The following is a 25686-nucleotide window of genomic DNA, read 5'->3' on the forward strand; positions in this document are numbered from 1 at the left end:
TTCTTAAACTTCCCCTTCCAACTGTTGCTTGTAGCCGTCTCGTTCGCGGCGGGTTGCTTCGAGATCGAACAGCAGATACTTCATGTCGAGACGCAACTGCGAGAGGGCGTCTTGAACGAGGTTCATGATCCGGCGGCGACGCTTCGTGCTCTCGGCTACGCGACCGAGCAGCGGCTCGACACGGTTGCGATATTCGGCAGGTAGTTCACCTACCACCTTCATGAGGTCCATCAGATCGGCCGGCAATTCTTCGGTGGTGGGCTTGATCACGCGAGTCGACTCGTTCATCTAGGTGTCTCCTTGGTTGGTGAGTCGGACTTAATGCAGAGACCATGCCGGCACGGGCGACGACGATCGATTAGAAATCGTAACCAACGCCCCTGCAATCACTTGCGGTCTGAAATGCCGACGTGTGCGGAAAGGCGTCCCTGTTGCATAACGGCGACGCTTGATCTGTCGGCAACTCGCAAAGCCTGATACAAGATCGCTTTACGTCGAGAGAACTGCGCGCGTCGCGATGTTGCCGGAGTGCAACATCGGGCGCGGTTTCATTGTTTCGGGGAGGATGGATCCGAACCCGCATGCGGCAAGAGGCGAATCGTTACACCGGCCGACTTCTCGGTTGGGCACTGTGCGTCTCGGCGATGGTCTTCACGACCGCCGCTCGCGGTGCGCTGCGCGACGACTTCGAATCCATCGAGCCGACATGGCGCGACGTCGGCGGCGATGCCCGCTATCAAGTCGAACAGCGTCGGCGCGTCGGCGACGAGCCGCACTCCGGGCGAGGCTGCGAGCTGTGGCAGATCCAAAGCGGCGACGGCACCGCGATCTATCTCAGCTACGACGTCGGGCGTGCGCCGGTCATCGATGAACTCACGGCCGGCGTTTGGCTCCGTAGCGAACGGCCGGGCATTCAGGTTCTGGCACGCGTCGTGTTCCCGCGCACATTGGAGCCTCGCTCGCAGCAGCCGGTGACGGCGTTGATCGCCGGCACCAGCTACGGCAAGCCGGGCGAGTGGGAACGACTCACCGTTACCGACCTCGGCCGACAAGTGGAACAGCAAGCGCGCGTGCTTCGCGCGCAGCTGCGTCTTCCGGTCGACACGGGCCAAGCCTACGTCGACCGCTTGTTGCTCAACGTTTACGTCGGCGCAGGTAGACATCGCGTTTGGCTCGACGATCTCGAAGTGACCGGCGTAACGAATCCTGCGCAAGCCCGCCCGCTCGGCGACCCTGCGATTCCACCCGATGAGGCGAACTCCGCATTTTCCTCCGTAAGTCGACGTTCGGCGAGCGATGCCGGCGCGGCTCCCGAAGTGAGCAACTCGCAAGTGGAGCTGAAAGGGCAATCGCTGCTGGTGCGAGGGAAGCAGTTTTTTCCGCGCATGATCGAATACCAAGGAGAGCCGCTGTCGTTTTTGCAGCAGACGGGTTTCAATACCGTGCGCATGCGAACGACCCCTTCGCGCGCAGTGCTTGAAGAAGCGGCTAAGCTCGGGCTCTGGATCGTTTGCCCACCGCCGCAACCGCCCGACTTGCAGAATCCGTACGGCACTGCGATGCCGGAATCCGAGGCTGAATTCGGACCCTGGTTCACACCGGTCTTGGCCTGGACCTTGGGAGACGGCCTCACGACCGATTCGCTCGACGTGCTGAAGCGTTGGGCCGAGTATGTGCGCCGTTCCGACCTGCCGCGACCGCGCCCTTTGGTATGCAACGCGGCGGCGGATCTTCGGGCCCTGAGCCGTCAGGTCGACATCGTTTCGACGCGACGGTTTCCTTTAGGCACTAGTTTCGAACTCGCGGAATACGGCAACTGGCTGCGCGAGCGCTCGCGCTTGGCTCGGCCGGGCACGCCGCTTTGGACGGTCGTGCAGACGCAGCCCGTGCGGGAGATCATGCAACAGTCGCAGTTGCTCGCGGTGAGCTCGCCGCCGGTGACTCCGATCATCGAAGCCGAGCAGATTCGGCTCATGGTATTCGAGGCGCTCTCGGCCGGCTCGCGCGGCTTGCATTTCGATTCGCAATCGCCGCTCAACGGCACCGATCAAGCGTCGCGCATTCGAGCCGCATCGTTGCAATTGATCAATCTTGAACTCGAGTTGATCGACGTGTGGGCTTCGTCGGGAGTTTTCGTCTCGCGCGTCGCCGGGAGCGAGCCCGACATTTCCGGCGCGCTGATGCAAATCGATCGTGGGCACTTGCTCTTGCCGATGTGGACCGGCAGCGCAGCGCAGTTCGTACCTGGACAATCGGCCGGAGCGGGCATCACGTTCGTCGTGCCGGGCGTTCCGGAGACCGTGGAAGTGTTCGAGATTTCTCCCGGCGGCATGCGGCCGCTGCGGCGACAACGGGTCACCGGCGGAGTCCGCATCACGCTCGACGAGTTCAGCCTGACGTCGATTATTCTGTTGACACAAGATCCGCAAGTGGTCGGCGCGGTCGGCGGACGGTTGAATCTCGTCGGTCGCCGCGCCGTGCAATTGCAGCGCGAAGTTTCGGAAGCGAAGCTGCAAATGGCCGAACGTTTGCAGGGCGAACTCTTCTCGCTCGCTCCCCCGGTGCCGAAGGCTCCCGAGTGGCTGCGGTTGGCGCGGCAGTCGTTGCAATCCGCCGATGCCCACTTGGTACAGGGGAGCTTACGCGACGGATATTTAGAGACGCGCCGCGTGCTCCGCCCGCTTGCTTTATTGGAGCGAGCGCATTGGCAAAATGCCGTGGCCGCCGCCGGTTCGCCGACCGCGACACCGTTCACTTCCTCGTTCGCTACCTTAGCCGAACATTGGCGAATGCTCGGTCGGTTGCGCTCGATTCGCGAATGGGGCAATGTGCTTCCCGGCGGCGAGTTCGAGAGTTTGGACCTGATCTTGCAGACCGGTTGGCGACACGTGCAACATCCGCAAGAAGGAGTACGTGCGGCCGCCGATCTCTCACTGTCGGATCGTCCGCGCGATCAACCGAGCGCCGGCCAGTATTGCCTGCGCCTCGCTGCTTATCCGCTCACGGAGGCGACCGTCGGTGCGCTGGTCGAGTCGGCGCCGGTTTGGCTCACATCTCCGGCGGTGAATGTCGGCGCGGGACAAGTGCTGCGGATCAGCGGTTGGGTGAAAGTGCCGAAGACGATCGTGGGAAACCGCGACGGCTTACTCTTCTTCGACTCGATCGGCGGCGATGCGACTGCCCAGCGTTTCCCCATGACGAAAGGCTGGCAAAAGTTTACTTACTACCGCATGGTCCCGCTGGACGGAACCTTCTCCGTCACCGCGGCCCTAACCGGTTTCGGCGATGCCCTGGTCGACGACGTGATGATCGAGGTCGCGCGCTAGCTAAGAAACGGGCACGGCGTCTTTCTTCTTCACGCCGATCTTCGGCGACGGCGTTCCGATCGGTCGCGTCCACTGCGCCCCGACGCGCGGATCGCCGAGCGAGCGGAACATGTCCCACACCGCGTGCCAGTAGGTCGGAAAGAGCGGTTCGTGCGGTGTTTGACCGTCGTAGACGTGCGGCGTCGCTTCCGGCAAATAGTAGTACGGCACCTTCGCGTAGCGATGGTGGGTGCCATGGTAGTCGATCCGCAGCATCGAGGCCGAGATCGCATCGCCGACCGGATGCTCGTCGACGACGGTTCGCGTGGTCGTCAAAATCGTGCTGCCGAAGAGGCCGACATGCTCGGTGAATTTGCGGATCGATTGCAAGTTGCCGGCGATCAAAGCCTGCACGAAGTAGCCAACGAAAAAACCTTCCCACCAACCATTGAGGTTGATCGTCGTCAGCACGATGCCCCACGTGACGAAGCACAATGCGTATTCCCAAATGATGCGGCGCAGTTGGGCCGGCGGAATGCGCCGCGCCACCAACACCCCATGCAGAAACGTGATCGGCGTGTAGAAGAACCCGAAGACGAGCTCGCCGATCGCCGCAAGAATGCGCATCGAGCGCGAGACGTTCGTATTAACGAACGGCCACAGCTCGAGATCGTTTTCGGTGCCGATGTAGGCGTGGTGCTGACCATGCACGAAACGATAGACGCTCAGCGGGACGAGAATCGTCGTGCCGAGCAGAATGCCTTGCGCTTCATTGATGCGCCAGCGCGGGTTCAGCGTGCCGTGCGAGGCTTCATGAAAGGCAATCAGCTTCGAGTGGCCGATGTGTGCGCAGAGAGCCCAGAAGACGATCGTCAGGGGCCACAGGCCGGCGTTCCAAGTGTAAACGGCGCCGATCATGCAGCCGATGTGCGAGAAGGTCGACAACGGATGCACGATGTGGTTGCCGCCGTCGTTGCGGTGCCACTTCTTAACAAGCTCGCGAAGATCTAACGGCGATGAAACGGAACTCACGCACGCACGCTCCTAAGGCCCTGGCGGGATCATCTCACAGTAGCACAACGCTGCCGCGGCGACAATTTATCGGTGTTTCCTCGGGGGGAAGAATGCAGGTTCGCCTGATCTGGTTTTCGTAGCGAGTGTTTACCGCCGTCGGTGCCAAACGGGAAAATCTTCGACGAACCATTCATTTCGCAATTCGTAGGTTACAATTAGTTATCGGGTTGCAGCTTTCCCGGCGGCGGCAAGTTTTTTCGGAAGTTTGCCGTTCCGCCGGGGCCTTTATGCCGATAACCTAAGGACACTTCGGTGTCCGGACTTTGACAAGATATTTCGAGACAAACCTCTCCGTCAGTATTCCGTCGGAGGTGCCAACCCAATAGCGTGGATTCGGACCAAATTTCGCTTGTGCCTAGCATAAGCCGGTCCCAGTCTTCTCGCAGCGACTCCACCGTCGCAGTCGACGGGAGGTTTGATTAACGAAGGCCGCGTGCTCCGTAAAACGGGTGCGCGGCCTTTTTTCGTGCGCACATGGGTTTTCTTGTACACATGGGTTTTCTTGCACACATGGGAACGCGACCGTTCCCCCGCCCCCTTGACGACGGCCGGCGAACAGCGATTCTGGATAGCTTGCGTCCTATTCCCGTTTCAACCGCTTTTGCATCGTTCGGAGACGTCGGTCCCATGGCAGCCACCATCTCGAAGCTCGTTCAAGCCCTGGAACCCTCGGCGACGTTGGCGATGGCCGCCAAAGCCCGCGAGTTGAAAGCGGCCGGCAAAACGGTGTACGACTTCAGCGTGGGCGAGCCCGACTTCACGACCCCCAAGCACATTTGCGAAGCCGCCGAAAAAGCGATCGCCGCCGGCCACACGCACTACACCAACTCAGGTGGAATTCCGGAGTTGCGGGCCGCGGTAGCCAAGCAATATCGCGAACGCCACGGCTTGGAATACGGACCGCAGCAGGTGGTCGTGTCGAACGGCGCGAAACACTCGCTGCACAACACCTTTACCGTACTTTGCAATCCCGGCGATGAAGTCATCATTCCGGCCCCTTATTGGGTGAGCTATGCCGAGCTCGTGAAGCTCACGGGTGCGAAGCCGGTGATCGTGCCGACGGAAGAAGCGAACGACTTCAAGCTCACTCCCGAAAAGCTGCGCGCCGCCATCACTCCTAAGACGAAGGTGCTGCTCCTTTGCTCGCCGTCGAACCCGACCGGTTCGATGTATTCGCCGGCCGATCTGGCGGCGCTGGCCGACGTCGTCATCGAAAAAGACTTGGTCGTGATCTCCGATGAGATCTACGAGCGGCTCATCTACGGCGACAATAAGTTCGCCAGCTTCGCCACCGTTCGGCCGGGGCTGGTCGATCGCACGATCACGATCAACGGTGTAAGCAAAGCCTACGCCATGACCGGTTGGCGCATCGGGTGGACTCTTGCCCCGTTGGCGATCTCCAAGGCGATGGACTCGCTACAAAGCCAAGAGACCTCGAACCCATCGAGCATCAGCCAGTATGCGGCGCTCGCGGCCGTCAGCGGGCCGCAAGAGTGCGTCGACGAGATGCTCGTGCATTTCGCCGCGCGGCGTGAATATGTACGTGGTCGAATCGCGGCGATCCCGAAGCTTTCGTGCCCGAATATGGGTGGCGCGTTCTACGCGTTCATCAACATTCAGGCGTATCTCGGTCGGAACTACGGAAACGTTGCGGTCAACAACTCGGCCGACTGGTGTTTGCAACTCTTGGAGCAGAAGGGAGTGGCGACCGTGATGGGCTCGGCCTTCGGGGCCGAAGGTTACGCCCGCATCTCCTTCGCAACCGCCATCGAGACGCTGGAAAAAGGCTTCGACGCCATTGCCGACTTCTTGAAATAACGTCGTACGCATCGGCGCAGCCGGTGTCAGACGTCGTCCTAAGTATGGGGCCGCGATGGCGGAAGTTCGTCGAGATCCGATCGTCGGTCGTTCCGTAATCATCGCACCCGAGCGGGCCGGTCGACCGCAAGAGTTCGTCGACAAGCCGCTCGTGTCGCGCGAGACGTACTGCCCGTTTTGCGAAAGGAACGAAGCGGAGACGCCGGGCGAGATCGCGGCGATTCGCAATCTCGGAACGTCGGCGAACGACCCCGGTTGGCAAGTTCGCGTCATCCCGAACAAGTACCCGGCGCTGAACGGGCTTTCGTCGGCGGATCTTGAAGCCGCGGATGATTCGCCGCCGATCGCTGCCGCCGAGAGCGATCGGTTTTGCTCTTCGCAGCCCGCCATCGGCCGGCATGAAGTCATTATCGAATCGCCGCACCATCTTCTGCGAACCGGTTCGCTCACCGAATCGCAACTGGCCGATGTGCTCCGCGTCTATCGCGACAGGATGCGAGCGCACCGCGCCGCCGGCCGGTTGCGCTACGTGCAAATCTTTAAGAACGTGGGAGAAGCCGCCGGAGCGTCGATCGAGCATCTCCACAGCCAGTTGATGGCGCTCGATTTCGTGCCCGGCGCGATCGTCGATGAATTGACGGGCAGCCGCGAATACTTCTCGCGCACCGGCAGCTGCATCTTCTGCGATCTCATCGAGCGAGAGTCGACGGCCGACGTTCGTGTCGTAGAAACGACCGCCGAGTTCACGGCGATCTGTCCTTACGCGAGTCGGTTTCCTTACGAGGTCTGGTTGTTGCCGCGGCGACATTCCCAGCGCTTCGAAGACGCCGACGACCAGCTCCTAACGGCCGCCGCAGCCGGCCTGTTGCGGGTGCTTAAAGGAGTCGAAAAACTCCTTGACTCTGTCGGCAGCGGTTCGACCGGCTACAATTACGTCCTGCATTCGGCTCCGTTTGACAGTTCCGAAGCCGACCACTATCACTGGCATATCGAGGTGATCCCCCGCGCGGTGAAGCAAGCCGGCTTCGAATGGGCCACGGGCGTGCATATCAATCCCGTACCTCCGGAAGAAGCGGCGGCGACATTGAAGCGGCTGATTTAAGCATTGCCGGCAGTGCAGCATGCATCCTCCAATCGATTTGGTCGGCTCGGAACACAAGGCGGAGTAATCGTTACACGAGTTACGGTCGATAAGAAAATGCGAAGGTTCGGTGAGCAAACATGCAGTAGCGGCAAAGTTGCCGCAGAACGCGCAGTTTGACAGTCCGAAACTTCGGTTTGCGGATCGCCTACGAAATCTCGGCCCACGAGTTGCTCCGGATCGGTTTGCCGCCCTTCCGACGACTCTCAGACCTTACGCTGTGAAAGCTTGTTATGTCGAATCCGATTCGTCTCGCGTTGGTTTTCCACAACCACCAACCGGTCGGCAACTTCGATGCCGTGATCGAGCAGGCGTATCAAGACAGCTATAAGCCGTTTCTCGATGTCTTTGCGCAGTATCCGTCGACCTTAAAGATGTCGCTGCACACCAGCGGCTGCCTGATGGAATGGCTCGCCGTTAAGCATCCCGAATACTTGGAGCGCCTCGCCGAACTGGCCGCCGCCGGGCGCATCGAAATCATCGGCGGCGCGTTCTACGAAGCCATTCTGCCGATGATCCCGCGGCGCGATCGGGTCGGCCAGATTCGCACTTACACCGACTGGCTGCAACGCAAGCTCGGCTGCAAGGTACGCGGCATGTGGATGCCGGAACGCGTCTGGGAACAGTCGCTCGTCAGCGACATCGCCGAGGCGGGCATCGAGTACACCGTGCTCGACGACTTCCATTTCAAGAACGCCGGCCTGCAACAGCACCAACTCCACGGCTCGTATGTGACCGAAGACGACGGCCGAATCTTGGCCGTGTATCCCGGCAGCGAACGGCTGCGCTACCTGATCCCGTTTGCGCAGCCCTATGAAACGATCGACTATTTGCGCGGCATCGCGGCCGAGCATCCGAATTCGGTCTGCGTTTTCGGCGACGACGGTGAAAAATTCGGTACTTGGCCCGACACCTATCGCCACGTCTATACCGATGGCTGGCTGCGCAACTTCTTCGACGCGCTGATGGCGAACTCCGGTTGGATCAACACGACGACGCTCGGCGAAGCGATCGACGCCGTGCCGCCGGTCGGGAAGATCTATCTGCCCGACGCCAGCTATCGAGAAATGACCGAATGGGCTCTCCCTTCCGAACGCCTGTTGGAATACGAACACCTCACGCACGAATTCGAGCACGATCCTCGCTTCCCACAGTTGAAGCAGTTTCTCCGCGGCGGTTTCTGGCGCAACTTCAAAGTGAAGTATCCTGAGACCGACGAGATGTATTCGCGGATGCTGATGATCAGCCAGCAATTGCAACAAGCTCTCGACGAAGGACACGATCCGGAGTTGATCGAGCAGGCGCGCACGGAACTCTATCGTGGGCAATGCAATTGCAGCTATTGGCACGGCGCATTCGGCGGCATCTATCTGCCGCACTTGCGCAACGCGATCTACACGCACTTGATCGCCGCCGATAACATCTTGAACCGAATCGGCGAGTCGGCCGACCGTAACGAGTCGTGGATCGAAGCGATGCACGGCGACTTCAATTGCGATGCGCGTCAAGAAATCTATCTCGCCAATGACAAGCTCGCGGCGCTCATCTCGCCGCATCGAGGCGGGCAGCTGTATGAACTCGATGTCCGGAGCATCTGCCTGAATCTCCTCTCGACGCTCGCGCGCCGTCCGGAAGCGTATCACCGCAAGGTGCTGGCCGGAGCGGGTGCCCCGGGCGTCGGTGCGATTTCGAGCATTCACGATCGGGTCGTGTTCAAGCAGCCCGACTTGGATCAACGCATTCGCTACGACTCCTATCAACGCAAAGGCTTCCAAGACCACTTCTTCGACAACGAAGCGACGCTCGCCGCCGTGTCGTCGAATCAGGCGATGGAACGGGGCGACTTTCTCCACGGCGGTTACGAAGCCAAATTGCTTCGCAACCCGCATCGGATTCAAGCTCGCCTGACCCGCGAAGGGAACGCTTGGGGCGTGCCGCTCAAGATCACGAAGGGTTTCACCTTAGAAGCCGGCAGCAACGTGATCGACATTGCGTACCTGATCGAAGGCTTGCCGCAAGATCGGGCGTTTCATTTCGGCGTCGAGTTCAATATCGCAGGCCTGCCGGCGAACTGCGAAGATCGCTATTTCCACGACGGTAAGCACACGCGCCTCGGCCATCTCGGCTCGCAGCTCGATCTCGCGTCGGGCCGCGCCATCAATCTCGTCGATGAATATCTCGGGATCGACGTCGGCTTCCGCTTCTCGGAGGCCAGCCGCATCTGGACTTTTCCGATCGAGACGGTGTCGCAATCGGAAGGAGGCTTCGAGCTCGTGCATCAATCGACCGTCGTGATGCCGCATTGGATCATCACCGGCGACGTCGCCGGCCGCTGGTCGATCACGATGCAAATCGCGATCGACACGTCGCAAGCCGAAAGCCGGATGGAGAAGGCATCGGCCGTGGCGACGGCGTAGTCTGATGAGCCGGAGGGCGTTAGCCCCCGGTCGGGAGCGGGAATCGATTTCGGGGCGCAACGCATGGAACCGGACGCTAACGCGTTCCGGCTAATAAGCCGACTCGTTCTTAGGCGATCACCTAACTGCGAACGCAACGCCGCGCGGGTCTTCAGCTCTGCTTATAGTTTGAGAGCAGCATCCAATCGATCGCCGGTGAAAAGTCTTTCGCACTTCGTCTCACTTGGGTAAACCAAGGAACGTTGCAGACGCTATTGAAATACTTGAGCGATCTGAGATTGCTGCCGTTGTGTTCGCGACTGAGGTCGTCGGGGTCGTGGGGAAACGCATCGTTGAGTACGATGGCCGTCGGTCGCCGAAAGACCCCGTCGAGTTTGTAGCCCAGGAGCGCCGTGCAGAGTGTCAAAGTTGCGTTGATTACTCCCAGTCGATTCGCCGCGACCACGACGATCGGGAAGCCGAGATCGATTGCGAGATCGATGTTCAATTCGTCGTCGGTGAGCGGCGAGAAGAGTCCGCCGGCCCCTTCGACGACGACCACGTCGCAGCGCTCGCGCCAGTAGTCGAGCCCCCAGCGGAGCTTCTCGGCGTCGACTTTTTTCCCTTCGGCACGTGCCGCGACGTTCGGCGCCAGCGGCGCGGCGAACTTCTGCGGGCAAACCCGATCGAGTTCCCCCGGCCGGCCGGCGGCGTCCCAGAGAAGTTGAGCGTCGTCGCTTGTGAGATTTCCGTGAGCGTCGCGCGTGCAACCGCTCGTGACCGGCTTGTAGACGCCGACGTCGCGGCCCTCGTCCCTCAGCGCTTTGGCGATCATCGCCGCCACGTGTGTCTTGCCGACTCCCGTATCGGTTCCGGTGACGAAAAGTCCGGTGGTTCGGTGGGGGAATAGTCGCTCGTTCGGCTTGCGGTTCATGGCCCTCAGGGTAACATCACGGGCGTGTAGTGCGAAGCGCCGCGAACCAAGCTTGCCGCGCTCCGTATCATAAGATTCGGGTCTTGGATTTACGATTGCGCCATAGGGCGCGTTCCTCGAACGAGGGTTGCCGAGAGTGAATCGAGCGTTGGAAGAAAAAGTAAACGTCGCCCTCGTGCAGATGAGTTGCACGGCGGAAAAAGGTCCGAACGTGGCGAAGGCCGTGGCCCGGATCGGCGAGGCCGCCGCGGCCGGTGCGCAGATCGTCTGCCTGCAGGAACTTTTCCCCGGGCAGTACCCTTGCCAGAGCGAAGAGCACGTCCGCTTCGGTGAAGCGGAGCCGATTCCCGGCCCGGCGACCACAGCGATCGCCGCCGCGGCGAAGCAGCACCAAGTCGTCGTGGTCGGTTCGTTCTTCGAGCGCCGCGCGGCCGGCTTATATCACAACACGGCCGTCGTGTTCGATGCCGACGGCTCGCAGGTCGGGATGTATCGCAAGATGCACATCCCGGATGATCCGCTCTTTTACGAGAAGTTTTACTTCACCCCCGGCGATCTCGGCTTCAAAGCGTTCGACACGAAGTATGGCCGGATCGGCGTCTGCGTCTGTTGGGACCAATGGTATCCCGAAGCCGCGCGGCTCACGGCATTGGCCGGCGCGCAGATTCTCTTCTATCCGACGGCCATCGGCTGGCAGGCACCGGAGAAAGCCACCTACGGTGCGAGCCAGCACAATGCGTGGGAAACGATGATGCGTTCGCATGCGATCGCCAACGGCGTCTTCGTGTGCGCGGTGAATCGGGTCGGCACGGAAGCGGCCATCGAATTTTGGGGCGCTTCATTCGTCGCCGATCCCTACGGCAACTTGCTGCATCGGGCCGATCACGGCAAAGAAGAAACGCCGATCGTCGAGTGCGATCTCGCGCTCATCGACACGGCTCGTACGCATTGGCCGTTTTTGCGCGATCGCCGCATCGACGCTTACGGCGACATCACGAAACGCTTCATCGACTAGCCGGCGTGATCGCTCGCCGATTTGGAGCCCGCCACGAACCACGAACCGTGAACTACGAACTTTGACTCCCACCACTTCGAACCCGACTCCCCGCTCGCTCGGCTACCGCATGCCTGCCGAATGGGAACCGCATGCCGCCACCTGGCTCTCGTGGCCGCGCAACCGCAACAGTTGGCCCGGCCATTTCGAGCCGGTCCCGGCCATCTGGGCCGAGTTGGCAACGACGCTCGCCGCGCATGAACAAGTCCATATCTGCGCCGGCGGCGAAGAGATCATGGCGGAAGCGCGGCGGCTCGTCGGGCACATCCCGAACGTCACGTTGCACGACATTCCGACCAACGATGCGTGGATGCGCGATCATGGTCCGATGTTCCTCGTCGGCCCGGCCGGCAGCAAGCCGGTGATGGTCGATTGGGGATACAACGCCTGGGGCGGCAAGTACCCGCCGTTCGACAATGACGATGTCGTGCCGCGACGGATCAACGAGACCTTAAAATATCAACGGTTCGAGCCGGGCATCATCCTCGAAGGAGGCGCGGTCGATTTCAACGGGGCGGGCACCGTGCTCACGACCGAGCAATGCCTGTTGAACGAGAACCGCAACCCGACGCTCGACCGCGCCGACATGGAGCGATATCTGCTCGACTATTGCAACGCCCCGAACGTCGTCTGGCTAGGCGAAGGGATCGTCGGCGATGATACCGACGGGCACATCGACGAATTGGCGCGTTTCGTCGGTCCACGCACCGTGGTCTGCGTCGTCGAAGACGATCCGGCCGATGAAAACTACGCGCCGCTCCAAGATAACCTTCGTCGCTTGAAGCTCGCGAAAGACGAGCAGGGGAGGGGGCTAGAGGTCGTCCCTCTGCCGATGCCGAAGGCGCTGTTCTGCGAAGACCAACGGCTTCCGGCGAGCTACTGCAACTTCTATATCGCCAACGGAGTCGTCGTCGCGGCGCAATTCGATTGCCCTGCCGATGCGATCGTCCTTGCGACGCTGACGAAGCTGTTCCCCGATCGCAAGATCGTCGGGCAGCGAGCCGTCGAGTTGGTTTGGGGCTTGGGCGCCTTTCACTGCATTACGCAGCAACAACCGAAGCAAGAGTAAAGTAAAAACGAATAAGTCAAAAGGCAAAACAAGCGAACGAATCATGTTCGCGGTTTTGTCTTCTTACTTCCTACTTTTCTTACGCTTCGAGATATTCTTCCACGGCATCGCGCATGACCGTGGTGTCCGGTTCGACTCCGGTCCACTGCTTGAACGCGATCGCTCCTTGATTGACGAGCATTCCGAGTCCGTCGAGAGCCCGGCATCCGCGCGCTTTCGCGGCCCGCAGAAATTGCGTTTCGGCCGGGTTGAACACGACATCGGCCACGACGCACGTGGTCGGCACGGTTGAAAAATCCACCGGCACGCGCCCGCTCGGATCGTTCAAGCCGATCGACGTGCAATTGATCAGCACTTCGGTATCGGCGGGAACGGCATAGTCTCCTGGCCACGGCGTGAACGTCGTGGGGACGTTCGTCTTTTCCTGAATCAGTTTGGCGAGTGTTTCGCCACGTTCGACGTTACGATTCACGACCGTGAACTGTGCGGCACCGGCTAAGGCGGTCTCGATGCCGACGGCCCGCGCCGCTCCCCCTGCGCCGAGCAACACGATTTTCTTCCCCGTCGGGTCGAGCAATTCGCGCAGCGATTGAACGAAACCTTTGCCGTCGGTGTTTTCGCCGACCAGTTCGTTTCCTGCTCGAATCAGGCAGTTCACCGCTCCCATCATCGCCGCGGCCGGCGTCAGCCGATCGAGCAACGGGATCACGGCGACTTTGTGCGGGATGGTGAGGTTGCCGCCGCGAAAGCCCATCGCTCGCAGGCCGCGCACGGCGTCGACGAGCCCTTCCGGCGGAACTTCCAAGGTTAGGTAGCGCCAATCGAGGTTCGCTTGAACGAACGCCTTCTCCATCATGTACTGCGTAGGATTTCCCGCGACGGGCTGACCGAAACAACACACGATCTGCTGCAATTCGTCGAGCGGCACAAGCAGGACCTTTCCGAAGCGAAAGCCTTATCGGTAAGCAGGTGTGCGGCGAAGCGCACGCGTGAACGTATCTTCCACCGCCGCGAGGACTTTAGCAAGCCGAGAGCCGGCGCGAAACTCTCCGGCGGGGAATCGATCGAGGCGGCGCGAATCTTGCACTATCCCGAGCCGGTTCGAGAATGAGCGGGTGGTGGAAGCCGCCCGCCGATATCATCCTTCGAGGGGGAGTACACAGTAATGGATACGCGCGAGCTAACGAAATATCGCCTTCAACTTCAGCAAATCATGGCGCGTGTTCGACCCGACGTCGAGGCGGTGATCGGCCAGGTGATGGGAGGGAGCGGCGGCCAAGCCGGCGGACAATTGAGCAACGCGCCGCTGCACATGGGAGATTCCGGCACCGACGAGTTCCTGCATGAGATGAACGCCACGTTGCTCGAAAACGAACAGTTCCTCAGCGAAGAATCGAACCTCGCGCTGCTGCGCATCGACGACGGCACGTTCGGGCACTGCGAAGAGTGCGCGGTAGAGATCGGCCAAGAACGACTGGAAGCGATTCCCTATGTCCGGCTTTGCATTAGCTGCGCGTCAGCTAGCCCGGATATGAGCCCGAACTTAAACGTCGGTCGCCCGCGAAGTTCGACTGATACGATGGCTTCGCCCGCAGGCCGCTCGAAGCGCAAGAGCAAGTCGCAACGAATCGCGGCTGCGAATGCCGACGTTGCCGAAGCTACCGCGGACGCCGAAGCCGATACGTTTGCCGCTGAGAATGGGATAGGCGGACTTGCCGATGCGCCGGCGCGCAAGCGGGCAAAGTAACGCAGCCTTACGGTATCCAAACTCGCGACTTTTGTGAGTCCGAGTTGTTCACGACGGCACCCGTTCGGCGCGCTTTGATCCGTACATAGGGAGCGATAAACGCGGCCCGATGCCCGAACTCTCCCGGCGCGGAATCCGCTTTGGCGTGGAGCGGCTCTAGTAGATCTTCAATGACGAACCCGGCCCGGCATATGCCGCCGACGAGATCTTCCCAGCGATGCAGAAACTCCAGCGTTCCCTCTTCCCGTAGTTTGCTGCCGACGACCGGCGGCAGAGGGCCCGAGCGGTAGTACGGTTCCAGCAATTCATAACTACCCCCGCGCGGACGTTGCGCCGCTTGCAGACTTTGCGGCGTCTTATGTTGGCTGACGTACAAGCCTCCGGCAACGGTAACGCGTGCCGCCTCTTGAAACACCGGCTTCACGTCGGGAACGTAACAAGTGCTTACCGGATGAATGACGATGTCGAACGAGGCATCGCGTAGCGCCGAGAGATCGTCCATCGAGGCTTCGACCGTGCGCACTTGCAATCCTCGCTCGGCCGCCACTTGTCGATCGAGCACCAGTTGCTCAGGACTGATGTCGACTACGGTCACCTCGGCGCCGGCGGCGGCATAGAGCACGCTCTGGCTTCCCCCACCGGCGGCAAGGCACAGGACACGCTTGCCCGCGATATCGCCGCCGAGCCAACCGGCCTTATCGACCGTGCCGAGCGGATCGTGCAATTGCTCATCGGGAGCGGGCCGTGTAAAGACTTGTTGCTTGCGGACGAGCGCATCCCAAGCGTTGCGATTATGCTGTTGAATCGGGTCGTACATTGAGAGGGGAAGTGGTCAGTGGTCGGTTGTCGGTGGTCAGTCAATTCAGAAGCAGCAGAAGAAGAAGAAGAAAGCAATAACATCGAGAGCTCGCTGCAATGTCGTTCTTCGCTTGCGGTTTCGCGATCTCCCATCAATCGCCACGCTACTTCTTGGCGTGCGCCGCCAACCACGCAATTGCCGCGGCATCGAGTCGTTCGTGTCCTCCTTCGAACAACGTCACGCGGCACAGGTCGGATGTGCGGCGGAAGTAGATCGTGCGATCGTAAGTCGAGTCGAGTTGTTCGCCCGTCACGGTCGGCGCGTTCAGTCGCCAAGGTGCGGCGCTCAGATTCTCGATCGTCGCCTCGTCGATCGGGCCTTCGCGCTTCATCGCAGCTTCGGCAGCGGATCGCTGGGGAGCTTGCAGGTTGGCGCGGGCCACGACGTTGAACGCTTCGAGCGAATGTCGCACAGGGACCGAGCCCGCGTGGCCGTCGTAGATGCCGGCGGCGATGTCGAGCGGCACGTTACGCCCGTTCGCAAGTTTTGTGTTCGGCGAACGGGCCCGGTATTCCGCGTCGATCTCTGTCGAATCGCCCGGGGCGCCGCCGCAACATTTGCGCAACATCGCGCCGTACTTGTCGTCGGCATGCAGTTTATGCCACGCGGCCAAGTCGCCGATGCCGACCCAGGCCGAGGCGGCTGCCCAAATCTCGGGATGGTTACCGACCATTTGCATCGTCATGTGCCCGCCGCCCGATTGGCCGGTGAGGTAGATGCGGTTTCGATCGACGTTGTGATGCGAGGCGGCCCATTCGACCGCGTCGAGAATGTCTTGTTGCGCGAGTTTGGAAGCGCAGGCCTCGGGCGTTTGATTCACGCCGCGAAAGTTCGGAGCGATCGTGATCCAACCGCGGGCGAAAGCTTCGGATTCGAGCTCCGGCGCAAGTTGCTCCAGATCACCGCTCCAGCTATGCAGCGAAACCAGCAGCGGCACTTTATCCGTCGTCGTCGCCGGAGGGATCGTGATGTAGCACGGCTGCTCCGACTTATCGGCAGTGCTGGTGAACTTGAAGAGAGTACGCGTTCCTGCGATCGGCACCGGCATACTGGTCGTCGGCTTGTGCCCGAGTGCGGCATCGAGGAACGTATAAGCTTCGCGCCGTTGCGGATTCGGGAAATCATGAACGCAATCGGGATAACGGGACTGCAAAGCCATCGGTGACCCGAGCAACTCGTAGATCGCGCGAGCTTCGACCGTGGCTTTCTTCACGCCGCGATAATCGAAGTTCGAATCGCGTAGCGGCGCGTTCGAGTAGAACGGCCGCGGCGCCATCGCTGCGGCAAGTTCGTAGAAATCGAACGGCATCGCGTCGGGAGCAGCGTTGTACTTTTCCACCACGAACGGCATGTAGCGCTGCTGCGCCCAATTCGCCAGCTTCTTGCCTTCGTAGTAGTCGTGGAACGGACACCAGCCGCAACTGGAGACGATCGCCTTGATGCGCCGGTCGAACGCCGCGACGAACAGCGCGTTGTGGCCGCCGAGAGAGTGCCCGATCACGCCGATTCGTTCGGGATCGACATCGGCTCGCGATTGCAGCAGATCGACCGAGCGCATGTGGTCGACGATCCCTTTCATCGTGCCGCTGACGTAGTCGTCTTTCGCAAAGTCGTGCGCCTTTTGATCGCCGAACGAAACATAGTCGGGTGCGATCACGATGTAGCCGCGCTTGGCGAGCTCGAAGCCGTATTCACGGTTTGCTTTCCCATCACCCGCGACGATCGCTTTGCCGATCTCGCCCGTCGGATGCAAGGCTAAGATCGCCGCGCGGCGTTCGCCCGGCTGAATGTCTTTGGGTATGTAGAGATAAGCGGTAACACGTTCGCCGTTGCGAGCAGCGAAGGAGATCGTTTGCCGCGGAATGCCGGCTTGATCGGTTGTCGCAAGCACTTGAACATCGAGCGGTCGCTTCGTGTGTACTTCGGCCGGCAACGGACCCATCACGGCTTCCATTCCGGCGAGGATCTGCACGCGTCGCCGCTCCCAATCGGCTGGAGTTTTAACCGGCTGTTCGGCACCGTTGGCGTCGAGATAGTAATCGAGGCGCTGGTGCGCCGGTTTCGCTCCGTTCGATGGCGGGGCCTGGGCCGCGAGTTGGTTCGATACGCAGGCTTGCGCAACGGCGAAGACCCTGAACAAGACGACGATGGCGGTGTTAATGAAACGATGTCGGAGCATCGAAGCGTTCCGTGTGAAGAGGATGTAGGGGAGGGGCATTCCATGCGGGAGTCGTGCGGCAGAGGGCTTTAGACTACGCACCATAGCGGCTGCTCGCAATCGGCGGCGTGGCTTGAATGTCTTCATTTGCATTCACCGCTTTCCGGCCGCCGGCATGCGGAACGTATTTTGCAGTGTCGGGACAATGCCGTTATGCTGAGTCGCCGCAGTTGTCGTGACCCTCGATCAAGCAGGTTTCGTATGCCCATCGCTCGTTTACTCGCCGTTGTCGGATTGCTCTCGCTCGCGGTCGCCGCACACGCGGATTCCGGCACGGATTGGCCGCAATGGCGCGGTCCGCATCGCGACGGCGCGGCTCCGTCGTCCCCCGCCTTGATCGCATCGCTGCCGGAGGATGGCCTGAAGCCGGTTTGGCAAACGGAGCAGTTGCCGGCCGGCGGCTGGGGAAGCCCGATCGTGGCGGATGGAAAGGCTTACCTTTTCATCCATTTTAGAAACCCCAAGACTCCCGAAGCGTTGCCGAAAAAGAAGTATCCTTATCTTGCCGAAGGCAAGCGCGGAGGCATGTCGGCGGCCGAATATGTCGAGTACGAAAAAAATCGACGGGCGGAGGAGATCGAATTCGCGAAGCTGTACGAGTTCAAAGAATTCGTGTTTTGTTTCGATGCCGCTAGTGGAAAGACGCTTTGGAAAAACGAGAAGCTAAGCGTTTACTCTCAGTTCGTGCAGTCGGGAACGCTCACGCTCGCCGACGGAAAGCTCTACATCCTCGGCGCCGGACGCCATGCGCGGTGCCTCGATGCCGCGACCGGACAAGACGTCTGGGATGTGCTCGTGCCGGGAGTCCATGTCGATGAGTTTTACGCTTCGAGTTTCGCGGTGATCGATGGTGCGGCGATCGCCTTCGCGGGAACCTTGTTCGGCCTGGATGCTCGAACCGGCGCTTTGTTATGGCAAGGTGATGCCAAGCGCAGGGGAGAACATTCGAGCGCCGTTGCTTGGCGAGCCGACGGGCGAGAGTTGGCGATCGCCAACGTCGCGAGCGGGGAAACGATTTGCTTCGAGCCGAAGAGCGGCAAGGAGCTGTGGCGCGTCCGATCGGAAGCGAATAACTCGACGCCGGTTATTGTGGGAGATCTGTTGATCACTTACGGCTCCAGCAGACGAAGCGGTTTGCGCGCTTATCGAATTACGCCGAGCGAAGCGAAGGAAGCGTGGACCTATCAGCGACTCTCCGACAAAGGAAGCAGCCCGGTCGTCGTCGGCAACCACCTCTATGCTCAAGGCGAAAAGCGAATCGCTTGTCTCGACTTAGCGACCGGTGAGGAGTCGTGGAGTACGACGCTTGATCTAGCTTCGCCGCAATACACTTCGCTCGTCGCGGCCGACGGCAAGCTGTTCTACGCCTTCGATGGGCTCCTTTGTTTCGCCGCCGATGCGAAGGAATTCCGTACGTTGTTCGAGACGAAGTTCGACAAGCAAGGTCTGATGGCGACCGACGCAACCTTGCGAAAACGCTTAAAGCTCGACGAGGTCGAGAAGAAACCCAACGGCCTGGAAGAGTCGACCCGGATCTACAAGCGAGAGGTCGGCGATCAGGGACCCGTGGCTTGCACCTCGCCGGCGATCGTCGATGGTCGGCTCATCCTGCGCTTGCGAAATTCGCTGGCCTGCTACGACCTGCGTGCCGGCAAAGCGGTGGAGAGTTCGACAGCCGCGGCGGCTGCGCAACGCTAGCTCCCGCATTCGAATTTCCTTCGCGTCTCTTGTTTCGCTCCTGCGGCGCCGCGGCCATCCTGTGTTGGATGGGATGATCGCAACGATCGTATCGCGCCACCGGTTGATCGACGCGCCTTAGGCAGCGTCGATCCCTAAGCAAAACGTAGGAGTGAGGTTTATGCGAGAAGTTTTCGCTCGGTTGTGCGAGACGGTGCGGCGTGCGGCTTGTTTCCTCGTCGCGGCGTCGATGGGTCTCGGCGACGGGATCGATCGGGTCGACTTGCTTGCGGCAGCTCCCCCGGAAGCCACGAATGCCGGGTGTCTATTCGAGGCGATAGAGCAAGGGAATGTCGAAGTGCGCGTCGTCGCTCGCGATGCGAATCACTTGCGGGTGTTCATTAAGAACGCTACCCAGCAGCCCATCTCAGTCAAACTGCCCGACGTGTTGGCTGCTCGCCCGGTGTTGGCACAGCAAGGCTTCTTCAATCAAGGCCAAGGGCCTATCTTCGGAAACAACCCGAACCGCAACGGGCAGCAAGCGTCGCAAGCCGTCGCAGGGCCGACCAACGGAACCGCGCGAGCTAACATCTTCAATATTCCGCCCGAAAGCGTGCGGGAATTTCGCGTCGATACCGTTTGCCTCGAGCACGGCAAGCCGGACCCTCGCAGTGCGGTGCCGTATGAACTGGCGAAGCTGGAAGACGTTTGCCGAGAACCGGCCGTCGAGTCGCTCTTGGTCCGCTACGGACAAGAAGAGCTCGATCGCGAGGTGGTGCAGGCCGCCGCTTGGAACCTGGCGAATGGAATGACGTGGAACGAGTTGGAGAAGATGTCGGTGCCGGTCGCGGTCAATGCGACCAAGCCGCAGTATTCCACCCAACAACTACTTCTCGCTCGTCGCCTTTCGGAAGCCGCGCTGAAGCAAACGGCTGCCGCCGAAAAGGCGAAGCCGGGCCTCGCGTCGTCCAAGGCAACGGCGACCCCGCCGGCAGTTGCAGCCCCTCGCGATGCGACACCGACGAAGCTACGTGCCTTGGAAACGATCAATGCCCGCAAATAGCGTGCGAAGAGGAACGAGACGCGAGGTTATCGTGTTTCGCAAAGCTGCTGAGCATCGGTAACCACGTGAATGCTGTTCCCGTTCTTCGCGGCGGTTTCGTAGGCTGCGGCACCCCGGACCATCAACCCGTCGGCATCGTCTTGGGCTTCGATGTCCGTCAGGCCGAAGCTCGCGGTGAATCGCAGGTCGTCCAGGCCGTCGAGCGGAATGCGGCATTTCTCGATCGCTTGTCGGATCCGTTCGATCTTGCTCTTGGCATCGCTTGCGGTCACACCGGCCATCGTGATTCCGAAGCGATCTTCGGCGACGCGGGCCAGCATTTCTTGATCGCGTAACACGGCCTTCAAGAACTGTGCGACCGCTCGCAGCACGACGTTTCCGGCTTCGCGACCGAATCGCTCGACGATCGTCGGGAAGTTGTCGACCCCGCAATAAAGCACGGTCACCGGGGCTTGGTACTTGTGGTGCTGCTCCACACGACGGCGAACGTCTTCCCCAAACGCATCCCGGTTAGGGAGCGAATTCAACGGGTCTTTCACTTCGCCGGCCGGTTCGTTCTTCGGCTTCTCTTCGACGACCGGCTCTTTGACGGCCGGTTCCGCCTTGCCGTTTTTCAGCAAGTTCTTGCCGTCGTGCAGGTGTACGCAATTGCGTCCGGCCTTCTTCGAGGCGTAGAGCCCTTGATCGGTGCGAGCGACCAACGCGTCGAGATCTTCGTTCGGCATCACTTCGGCGACGCCGCCGCTGATCGTGACTTTCAAGAGCTGACCCGACGACTCGACCACCATCCGTTCGATCGCGGTTCGAGCCCGTTCGGCGGCGAGCAAAGCCCCCTTGGCGTCGGTTGCCGGAAGAATGATGGCGAACTCTTCGCCGCCGTAGCGGCAGACGAGATCGACGTCGCGCATCACCATCGACAGCGTGCAAGCGACATGGCACAGCACATCGTCGCCGGTCTGGTGGCCGTAGGTGTCGTTGAACTTCTTGAAATGATCGATATCGAATAGCAGCAACGATACCGGCGTGCGATAGCGTTGGTATTCCGAGACGCGGCGTTGCATCTCGTCGTCGAAGGCCCGACGATTGAGCGCTCCGGTCAGGGCGTCGGTCCGAGCCATTTCCATTTGGCTTTGCAGCGCGGCCGATTGCTCGGCGAGCTTGGCTTCGGCGGAGCGGAGTTCGCCTTGCAGCTTCTCGTTCGCTTCGGTGACCTTCGCCACGGCGGCCAGGATCGTTGCTTCGAGATCTTCACCCGTCCCTTGCGCGGCTCCGGTGATTTCTTCGTTGATTTGCTTCACGCGAGCGCTGTGCTCGCCGACGTCGTGGCCGATCCGTCCGGTGAGCCGGAAGACCTGCTGCATCGCTTCTTCGATCTTCGCCGAATCTTCCCGTTGCTTTTGACGCAATTGCTCGATCTCGGTCGAGCCGGGCTCCGCGGTTGCTGCAGCTGCGGCGTGATTGCCTCCGGAGAAGAGCCACACGGCGACCGCTCCGAATAAGAACTGCACTACGGCGACGATCGCGAGGATATCGATTCCGAATTGATAACTAGTGCCCATATTCGTTCGGCTTTCGGGATTGGTGAATGCGGCGGATCGTCGGACCGCAACGGTTCCGACAGGCGGCGATTCTCTGTCTACGGTCGCTTGGTTACTCAAGATGCGGTTAGAAACATTTAGGTTAGAACTAGCGAATCGCCAAAATTTGCGGCTAATTTATTCTCAGGCGCCTGCTCGAACCCCGTGTCGTGACGATGTTTCCGTTTGAACGGGGGGTAGAACTACTCCGTATTGACCGGTTTAGGCTAGGGAAAACCACCACCTGTCGGCGCAGTTCAGCGACCTTCACGGAATCATTTGCTGGACGACGCCCGACGAGCCCGCCATAATTAACGGCGTTTCGCGCACATTACGCCGGGCCGAACGATCTTGCGGCTTGCTACGGCCAATCCGTTTCCAGCGATTCCGATGATTCTAGGTTTAGTGCCGAATAGCTCGGCAACGAATTCGACTACGACGCTCGTGCTGTGGCTCGCGGGTTTGGCGATTATGACGCTGGTGGGCGTGTACGTCGTGGGTAAGCTTCGCGGCAGTTTCCGAGGATCCGACTTCGAGGCCAGCAATTTGATCACCAACTTCCGAGAATTGCATTCGCAGGGTGAGCTATCCGACGAGGAATACCGAAACATAAAGTCGAAGCTAGCGATGCAGTTGCAAGAGAGCATCGAGAAAGCCAAAAGTAAAGATTCGGCCGATTCTTAAAGCCGGCACGAATATGCCGGCTATGACGTTCGAGACTGGAATGCGCGGCAGGCGGAATTTTCGGACATTCCGAAAACCGTTGCGCGGCGAAAGCGTAGTAGAAGCGACAACTGTTTTAGAAACGACAACATAGTGAATCCGTAGCTCGGTTGGTTTCGGACAGGGATGCCGTGCCGGACGACGCGTGTCGGCCGCTCGAGCGACGGAACGTGAGATGGAATTCCAGCAGGACGAGTGCGACCGGTAAGGTCGGCCGATTCCTGACAGGCGAAAGGATTAGGCATGCCCTCGGGTCGGGACATCAGTGGTGGCCGTCGTAGTGCGGGCCCTACTAAGAAAAATGCGTTCTGTTCATTCTGTCGCAAGAGCTATCGCGACGTCGGGCCTCTCGTCGAAGGCCCCGGCGACGTGTATATCTGCGGCGAGTGCATCGAGCTCTGCCAGTCCATTCTCGACCAAGAGCGCAAGCGTCGAGGGAGCGGCAAGCCGCTGTTCAATCGCATTCCCGCCCCGCGCGAGATCATGACGAAGCTCGAAGAGTACGTCGTCGGTCAGGAACAAGCGAAGAAGGTTCTCTCGGTCGCCGTTCACACGCACTACAAGCGTCTGCAACTCGCCGCCGAAGGCGTCGGCGATGTCGATATCGACAAGTCGAACATCTTGCTCATCGGCCCGACCGGCAGCGGCAAGACGTTGCTCGCTCGCACCTTGGCCCGGCTGTTAAACGTGCCGTTCGCGATCGGCGATGCGACGACCCTCACCGAAGCCGGCTATGTCGGCGAAGACGTCGAGAACTTGCTGCTGAAGCTGTTGCATGCCGCGGATTTCGACTTAGAGCAAGCCCAACGCGGAATTCTCTACATCGACGAAATCGACAAGATCGGCAAAACGAGCAACAACGTCTCGATCACGCGTGACGTATCGGGCGAAGGAGTCCAACAAGCGCTCCTTAAGATGCTCGAAGGTACGGTTGCCAACGTGCCGCCGCAGGGAGGCCGCAAGCATCCCGAGCAGCAGTACATCCAGATGGACACTTCGAACATCCTCTTCATCTGCGGTGGGACGTTCTCCGGGCTCGAGAAGATCATCAGCAAACGGCTCGGCAAGAAGACGATCGGCTTCTCCCAAGAAGCGATCAAGGCCGATGCGGTCGAAGATCACGAAGTCGGTCGGCTCTTGGCGCAAGTCACGAGCGACGACCTCGTCGAGTTCGGCATGATTCCCGAACTCTGCGGCCGGCTACCGGTGCTCGCTCCGCTTCGTCCGCTCGACGTCGACGCGCTGATGAAGGTTCTCAGCGAGCCCCGCAACGCGATCGTCCGTCAGTACCAGAAGCTCTTCGAGATGGAAAGCGCCGAGCTCGAGTTCACCGAGGACGCCGTTCGTGCGATTGCCAAGAAAGCGCACGAAAAAGTTACCGGTGCACGTGGTCTTCGGACGATCATCGAAGGGTTGATGCTCGACATCATGTTCGATCTTCCCGAAAACGGGGCCGGACGTCGCTACGTGGTCACTCCCGAAGTGGTCATGGGACACACGAAGCTCTTCCCGGTCAGCGAAACGAAACATAAGTCGGCGTAACGTTCAAGCCCGGGGCCGCGCAGCATTCACTTGTTGCGGTCGAACCGCCGGGGGTTAAGTTACGCCAGACAAAACGAGCCCGAGTCGGTAACCATTCCGACCGGGCTCGTTTTATTTTTGCGCCGTGCATCTCCGGCAACGAGGTTTCGGGGCTACCCGAAGAAACGGCCGGTTCACACCGGCCGCTCGCCTCGGATGATGATGATGCGCTCGACTACTTCCCCTTCGCGATCGATCTCAGCACTTCGATCCCGCGATCGATCACCGCGTCGGCTGCCGCATAGGAGATGCGGAAGTGCGTGTCGCGGGCGCTGAAGATGCCGCCGGGGATGATGAGCAGTTCGCGCTCGATGGCCGCGGCGACGAACTCCGTGCCGGTTCCCCAAGGTGCTTTCGGGAACGCGTAGAACGCTCCGTTCGGCGTGGCGACTTCGTAGAGATCGCCGATGCCTTTCACGATCCGGTCGCGCTTCCGGCGGTAGTCGTCGATGTGCGGCGTCATGTCGACGTCGAGCGCCGCCGAGCCGGCCCATTGAAACGGCTGCGGCGCGCAGACGAACGTATATTGCTGGAGTTTCGCCATCTCTTGGATCACGGCCTTCGGACCATGTGCGTAGCCGAGCCGCCAACCGGTCATGCCGTAGCCCTTGCTGAACCCATCGATCACGATCGTCTGTGGATTGTACTTCGCTGGCGAGACGAACGCGTGGTCGTAGCAGAAGGCTCGATAGATTTCGTCGCTTACGAGAGCCACGTTCTTCTCGGCGGCCAAGAGCGCCAAGTCGCGCACCTCGGCTTCCGTCGCCGTGACGCCGGTCGGGTTCGCCGGGCTATTGAACAAGATCGCCTTCGTCTTCGGGGTGATCGCCGCGCGCACCTTGTCGATGTCGATTCGGAAGTCGGGATACGTGTCGATCGGCACCAACACGGCTCCCGCGAGCTTCGCCAGCGACGGATACATCACGAAAAACGGATCGAAGACGATCACCTCGTCGCCCGGGTTCGCTAAGGCGAGCATCGCCAATACCAACCCGCCGCTGGTGCCGCTCGTAATGAAGAGGTCGCGATCCGCGTGGCCGAAATCCTTCGCGATCTGCGCCGCGAGCTTGTCGCGCAGCGGCGCGATGCCTTGGGTCTGCGAGTAGCCGTTTTTGTTGTCGTTGATCGCGTCGATCGCAGCCGTCTTGATCGCCGGCGGCACGGCGAAATCCGGCTGGCCGATCGAGAGATTGATCGGGTTCTTCATCTTGGCCGCGAGATCGAACACCTTGCGGATGCCCGAGCTATCGAAGTGGGCCATGCGGTCAGCGATCCAAGGATGGCGAGACATAGAGTTGGAGATAGTGGTCAGTGGTCAGGGGTCGGTGATCAGTTGCAGAGGGGAAGCGAAGATGCTTCTGCGCCTAGAAAAGTGGCGGCGCAGCCAACGAATGAGGGCGTATCGGAAGGATCTAGTGTATCGCAGAGTAGCAGATTTTGAAGGAGACAA

General features: G+C 60.4%; 19 protein-coding genes. 11 read left to right on the plus strand and 8 right to left on the minus strand.

Annotated features, from left to right (window positions below; translation table 11 throughout):
- Positions 1 to 3: 3 nt before the first annotated feature.
- Positions 4 to 288 (minus strand): transcriptional regulator, encoded by a 285-nt coding sequence (locus K8U03_12605; GenBank protein ID MCE9605727.1) that lies wholly within the window; start codon positions 286 to 288, stop codon positions 4 to 6.
- Positions 289 to 581: 293 nt separating this feature from the next.
- Here K8U03_12605 and K8U03_12610 point away from each other — a divergent pair, with 293 nt between their 5' ends.
- Positions 582 to 3326 (plus strand): hypothetical protein, encoded by a 2745-nt coding sequence (locus tag K8U03_12610; GenBank protein ID MCE9605728.1) that lies wholly within the window; start codon positions 582 to 584, stop codon positions 3324 to 3326.
- Here K8U03_12610 and K8U03_12615 read toward each other — a convergent pair whose 3' ends face one another.
- Positions 3327 to 4337: a fatty acid desaturase gene (locus K8U03_12615; GenBank protein MCE9605729.1), complete on the minus strand. Its 1011-nt coding sequence runs from the start codon at positions 4335 to 4337 to the stop codon at positions 3327 to 3329.
- A gap of 669 nt (positions 4338 to 5006) precedes the next feature.
- Between K8U03_12615 and K8U03_12620 the strand changes: the two genes are divergently transcribed.
- The 3 genes from K8U03_12620 to K8U03_12630 all read left to right on the plus strand — a co-directional run bounded on the left by K8U03_12620 (position 5007) and on the right by K8U03_12630 (position 9755).
- Positions 5007 to 6197 carry a pyridoxal phosphate-dependent aminotransferase gene (locus K8U03_12620; GenBank protein ID MCE9605730.1) on the plus strand — a complete coding sequence of 397 codons (1191 nt, stop codon included), beginning with the start codon at positions 5007 to 5009 and terminating at the stop codon, positions 6195 to 6197.
- 55 nt (positions 6198 to 6252) lie between these two features.
- Entirely contained in the window at positions 6253 to 7299 is a 1047-nt protein-coding gene (galT, locus tag K8U03_12625) for a galactose-1-phosphate uridylyltransferase (protein ID MCE9605731.1), read from the plus strand.
- A 272-nt stretch (positions 7300 to 7571) separates the two neighbouring features.
- Positions 7572 to 9755, plus strand: a complete 2184-nt coding sequence (locus K8U03_12630) for a DUF1926 domain-containing protein (GenBank protein ID MCE9605732.1) — start codon at positions 7572 to 7574, stop codon at positions 9753 to 9755.
- 151 nt (positions 9756 to 9906) lie between these two features.
- On the opposite strand, the gene bioD is transcribed toward K8U03_12630, so the two are convergent.
- Positions 9907 to 10668: a dethiobiotin synthase gene (gene bioD, locus K8U03_12635; protein ID MCE9605733.1), complete on the minus strand. Its 762-nt coding sequence runs from the start codon at positions 10666 to 10668 to the stop codon at positions 9907 to 9909.
- A gap of 181 nt (positions 10669 to 10849) precedes the next feature.
- On the opposite strand from bioD, the gene K8U03_12640 reads away from it, so the two are divergent.
- Positions 10850 to 11683, plus strand: coding sequence for a carbon-nitrogen hydrolase (locus K8U03_12640; protein ID MCE9605734.1), 834 nt, complete (start codon positions 10850 to 10852; stop codon positions 11681 to 11683).
- Between the two features lie 109 nt (positions 11684 to 11792).
- Positions 11793 to 12791 carry an agmatine deiminase family protein gene (locus K8U03_12645; GenBank protein MCE9605735.1) on the plus strand — a complete coding sequence of 333 codons (999 nt, stop codon included), beginning with the start codon at positions 11793 to 11795 and terminating at the stop codon, positions 12789 to 12791.
- Between the two features lie 79 nt (positions 12792 to 12870).
- Here K8U03_12645 and aroE read toward each other — a convergent pair whose 3' ends face one another.
- Positions 12871 to 13725, minus strand: a complete 855-nt coding sequence (aroE, locus tag K8U03_12650) for a shikimate dehydrogenase (GenBank protein MCE9605736.1) — start codon at positions 13723 to 13725, stop codon at positions 12871 to 12873.
- Between the two features lie 279 nt (positions 13726 to 14004).
- On the opposite strand from aroE, the gene K8U03_12655 reads away from it, so the two are divergent.
- Entirely contained in the window at positions 14005 to 14538 is a 534-nt protein-coding gene (locus K8U03_12655) for a TraR/DksA family transcriptional regulator (GenBank protein ID MCE9605737.1), read from the plus strand.
- 7 nt (positions 14539 to 14545) lie between these two features.
- Here K8U03_12655 and K8U03_12660 read toward each other — a convergent pair whose 3' ends face one another.
- Positions 14546 to 15355 (minus strand): class I SAM-dependent methyltransferase, encoded by an 810-nt coding sequence (locus K8U03_12660; protein ID MCE9605738.1) that lies wholly within the window; start codon positions 15353 to 15355, stop codon positions 14546 to 14548.
- 145 nt (positions 15356 to 15500) lie between these two features.
- Positions 15501 to 17576, minus strand: coding sequence for an alpha/beta fold hydrolase (locus K8U03_12665; GenBank protein MCE9605739.1), 2076 nt, complete (start codon positions 17574 to 17576; stop codon positions 15501 to 15503).
- Positions 17577 to 17816: 240 nt separating this feature from the next.
- On the opposite strand from K8U03_12665, the gene K8U03_12670 reads away from it, so the two are divergent.
- Together K8U03_12670 and K8U03_12675 are read left to right on the plus strand one after the other, a co-directional pair.
- Positions 17817 to 19313: a PQQ-like beta-propeller repeat protein gene (locus K8U03_12670; GenBank protein MCE9605740.1), complete on the plus strand. Its 1497-nt coding sequence runs from the start codon at positions 17817 to 17819 to the stop codon at positions 19311 to 19313.
- A gap of 160 nt (positions 19314 to 19473) precedes the next feature.
- Positions 19474 to 20355 carry a hypothetical protein gene (locus K8U03_12675; GenBank protein MCE9605741.1) on the plus strand — a complete coding sequence of 294 codons (882 nt, stop codon included), beginning with the start codon at positions 19474 to 19476 and terminating at the stop codon, positions 20353 to 20355.
- A 26-nt stretch (positions 20356 to 20381) separates the two neighbouring features.
- On the opposite strand, the gene K8U03_12680 is transcribed toward K8U03_12675, so the two are convergent.
- Positions 20382 to 21914, minus strand: a complete 1533-nt coding sequence (locus K8U03_12680; GenBank protein ID MCE9605742.1) for a diguanylate cyclase — start codon at positions 21912 to 21914, stop codon at positions 20382 to 20384.
- A 369-nt stretch (positions 21915 to 22283) separates the two neighbouring features.
- Here K8U03_12680 and K8U03_12685 point away from each other — a divergent pair, with 369 nt between their 5' ends.
- Together K8U03_12685 and clpX are read left to right on the plus strand one after the other, a co-directional pair.
- Complete coding sequence (locus K8U03_12685; GenBank protein ID MCE9605743.1) at positions 22284 to 22616, plus strand: hypothetical protein; 333 nt, start codon at positions 22284 to 22286, stop codon at positions 22614 to 22616.
- 282 nt (positions 22617 to 22898) lie between these two features.
- Positions 22899 to 24197: an ATP-dependent Clp protease ATP-binding subunit ClpX gene (gene clpX, locus K8U03_12690; protein MCE9605744.1), complete on the plus strand. Its 1299-nt coding sequence runs from the start codon at positions 22899 to 22901 to the stop codon at positions 24195 to 24197.
- A 214-nt stretch (positions 24198 to 24411) separates the two neighbouring features.
- On the opposite strand, the gene K8U03_12695 is transcribed toward clpX, so the two are convergent.
- The gene (locus tag K8U03_12695; protein MCE9605745.1) at positions 24412 to 25527 is read right to left on the minus strand and encodes an aminotransferase class I/II-fold pyridoxal phosphate-dependent enzyme; all 1116 of its coding nucleotides are present in this window, start codon (positions 25525 to 25527) and stop codon (positions 24412 to 24414) included.
- Positions 25528 to 25686: the final 159 nt, after the last annotated feature.

This window comes from Planctomycetia bacterium, from assembly GCA_021413845.1.
Lineage (GTDB): Bacteria > Planctomycetota > Planctomycetia > Pirellulales > PNKZ01 > PNKZ01.

Excerpts from the sequence above, each read along its gene's own strand:
- K8U03_12640 (MCE9605734.1), top strand. The coding sequence starts at position 10,850 with ATGAGTTGCACGGCGGAAAAAGGTCCGAACGTGGCGAAGGCCGTGGCC.
- K8U03_12665 (MCE9605739.1), bottom strand. The coding sequence starts at position 17,576 with ATGCTCCGACATCGTTTCATTAACACCGCCATCGTCGTCTTGTTCAGG.
- K8U03_12655 (MCE9605737.1), top strand. The coding sequence starts at position 14,005 with ATGGCGCGTGTTCGACCCGACGTCGAGGCGGTGATCGGCCAGGTGATG.
- K8U03_12680 (MCE9605742.1), bottom strand. The coding sequence starts at position 21,914 with ATGGGCACTAGTTATCAATTCGGAATCGATATCCTCGCGATCGTCGCC.
- K8U03_12605 (MCE9605727.1), bottom strand. The coding sequence starts at position 288 with ATGAACGAGTCGACTCGCGTGATCAAGCCCACCACCGAAGAATTGCCG.
- K8U03_12675 (MCE9605741.1), top strand. The coding sequence starts at position 19,474 with ATGCGAGAAGTTTTCGCTCGGTTGTGCGAGACGGTGCGGCGTGCGGCT.
- K8U03_12610 (MCE9605728.1), top strand. The coding sequence starts at position 582 with ATGCGGCAAGAGGCGAATCGTTACACCGGCCGACTTCTCGGTTGGGCA.
- K8U03_12660 (MCE9605738.1), bottom strand. The coding sequence starts at position 15,355 with ATGTACGACCCGATTCAACAGCATAATCGCAACGCTTGGGATGCGCTC.
- bioD (MCE9605733.1), bottom strand. The coding sequence starts at position 10,668 with ATGAACCGCAAGCCGAACGAGCGACTATTCCCCCACCGAACCACCGGA.
- K8U03_12630 (MCE9605732.1), top strand. The coding sequence starts at position 7,572 with ATGTCGAATCCGATTCGTCTCGCGTTGGTTTTCCACAACCACCAACCG.
- K8U03_12670 (MCE9605740.1), top strand. The coding sequence starts at position 17,817 with ATGCCCATCGCTCGTTTACTCGCCGTTGTCGGATTGCTCTCGCTCGCG.
- clpX (MCE9605744.1), top strand. The coding sequence starts at position 22,899 with ATGCCCTCGGGTCGGGACATCAGTGGTGGCCGTCGTAGTGCGGGCCCT.
- K8U03_12620 (MCE9605730.1), top strand. The coding sequence starts at position 5,007 with ATGGCAGCCACCATCTCGAAGCTCGTTCAAGCCCTGGAACCCTCGGCG.
- K8U03_12645 (MCE9605735.1), top strand. The coding sequence starts at position 11,793 with ATGCCTGCCGAATGGGAACCGCATGCCGCCACCTGGCTCTCGTGGCCG.
- galT (MCE9605731.1), top strand. The coding sequence starts at position 6,253 with ATGGCGGAAGTTCGTCGAGATCCGATCGTCGGTCGTTCCGTAATCATC.
- K8U03_12695 (MCE9605745.1), bottom strand. The coding sequence starts at position 25,527 with ATGTCTCGCCATCCTTGGATCGCTGACCGCATGGCCCACTTCGATAGC.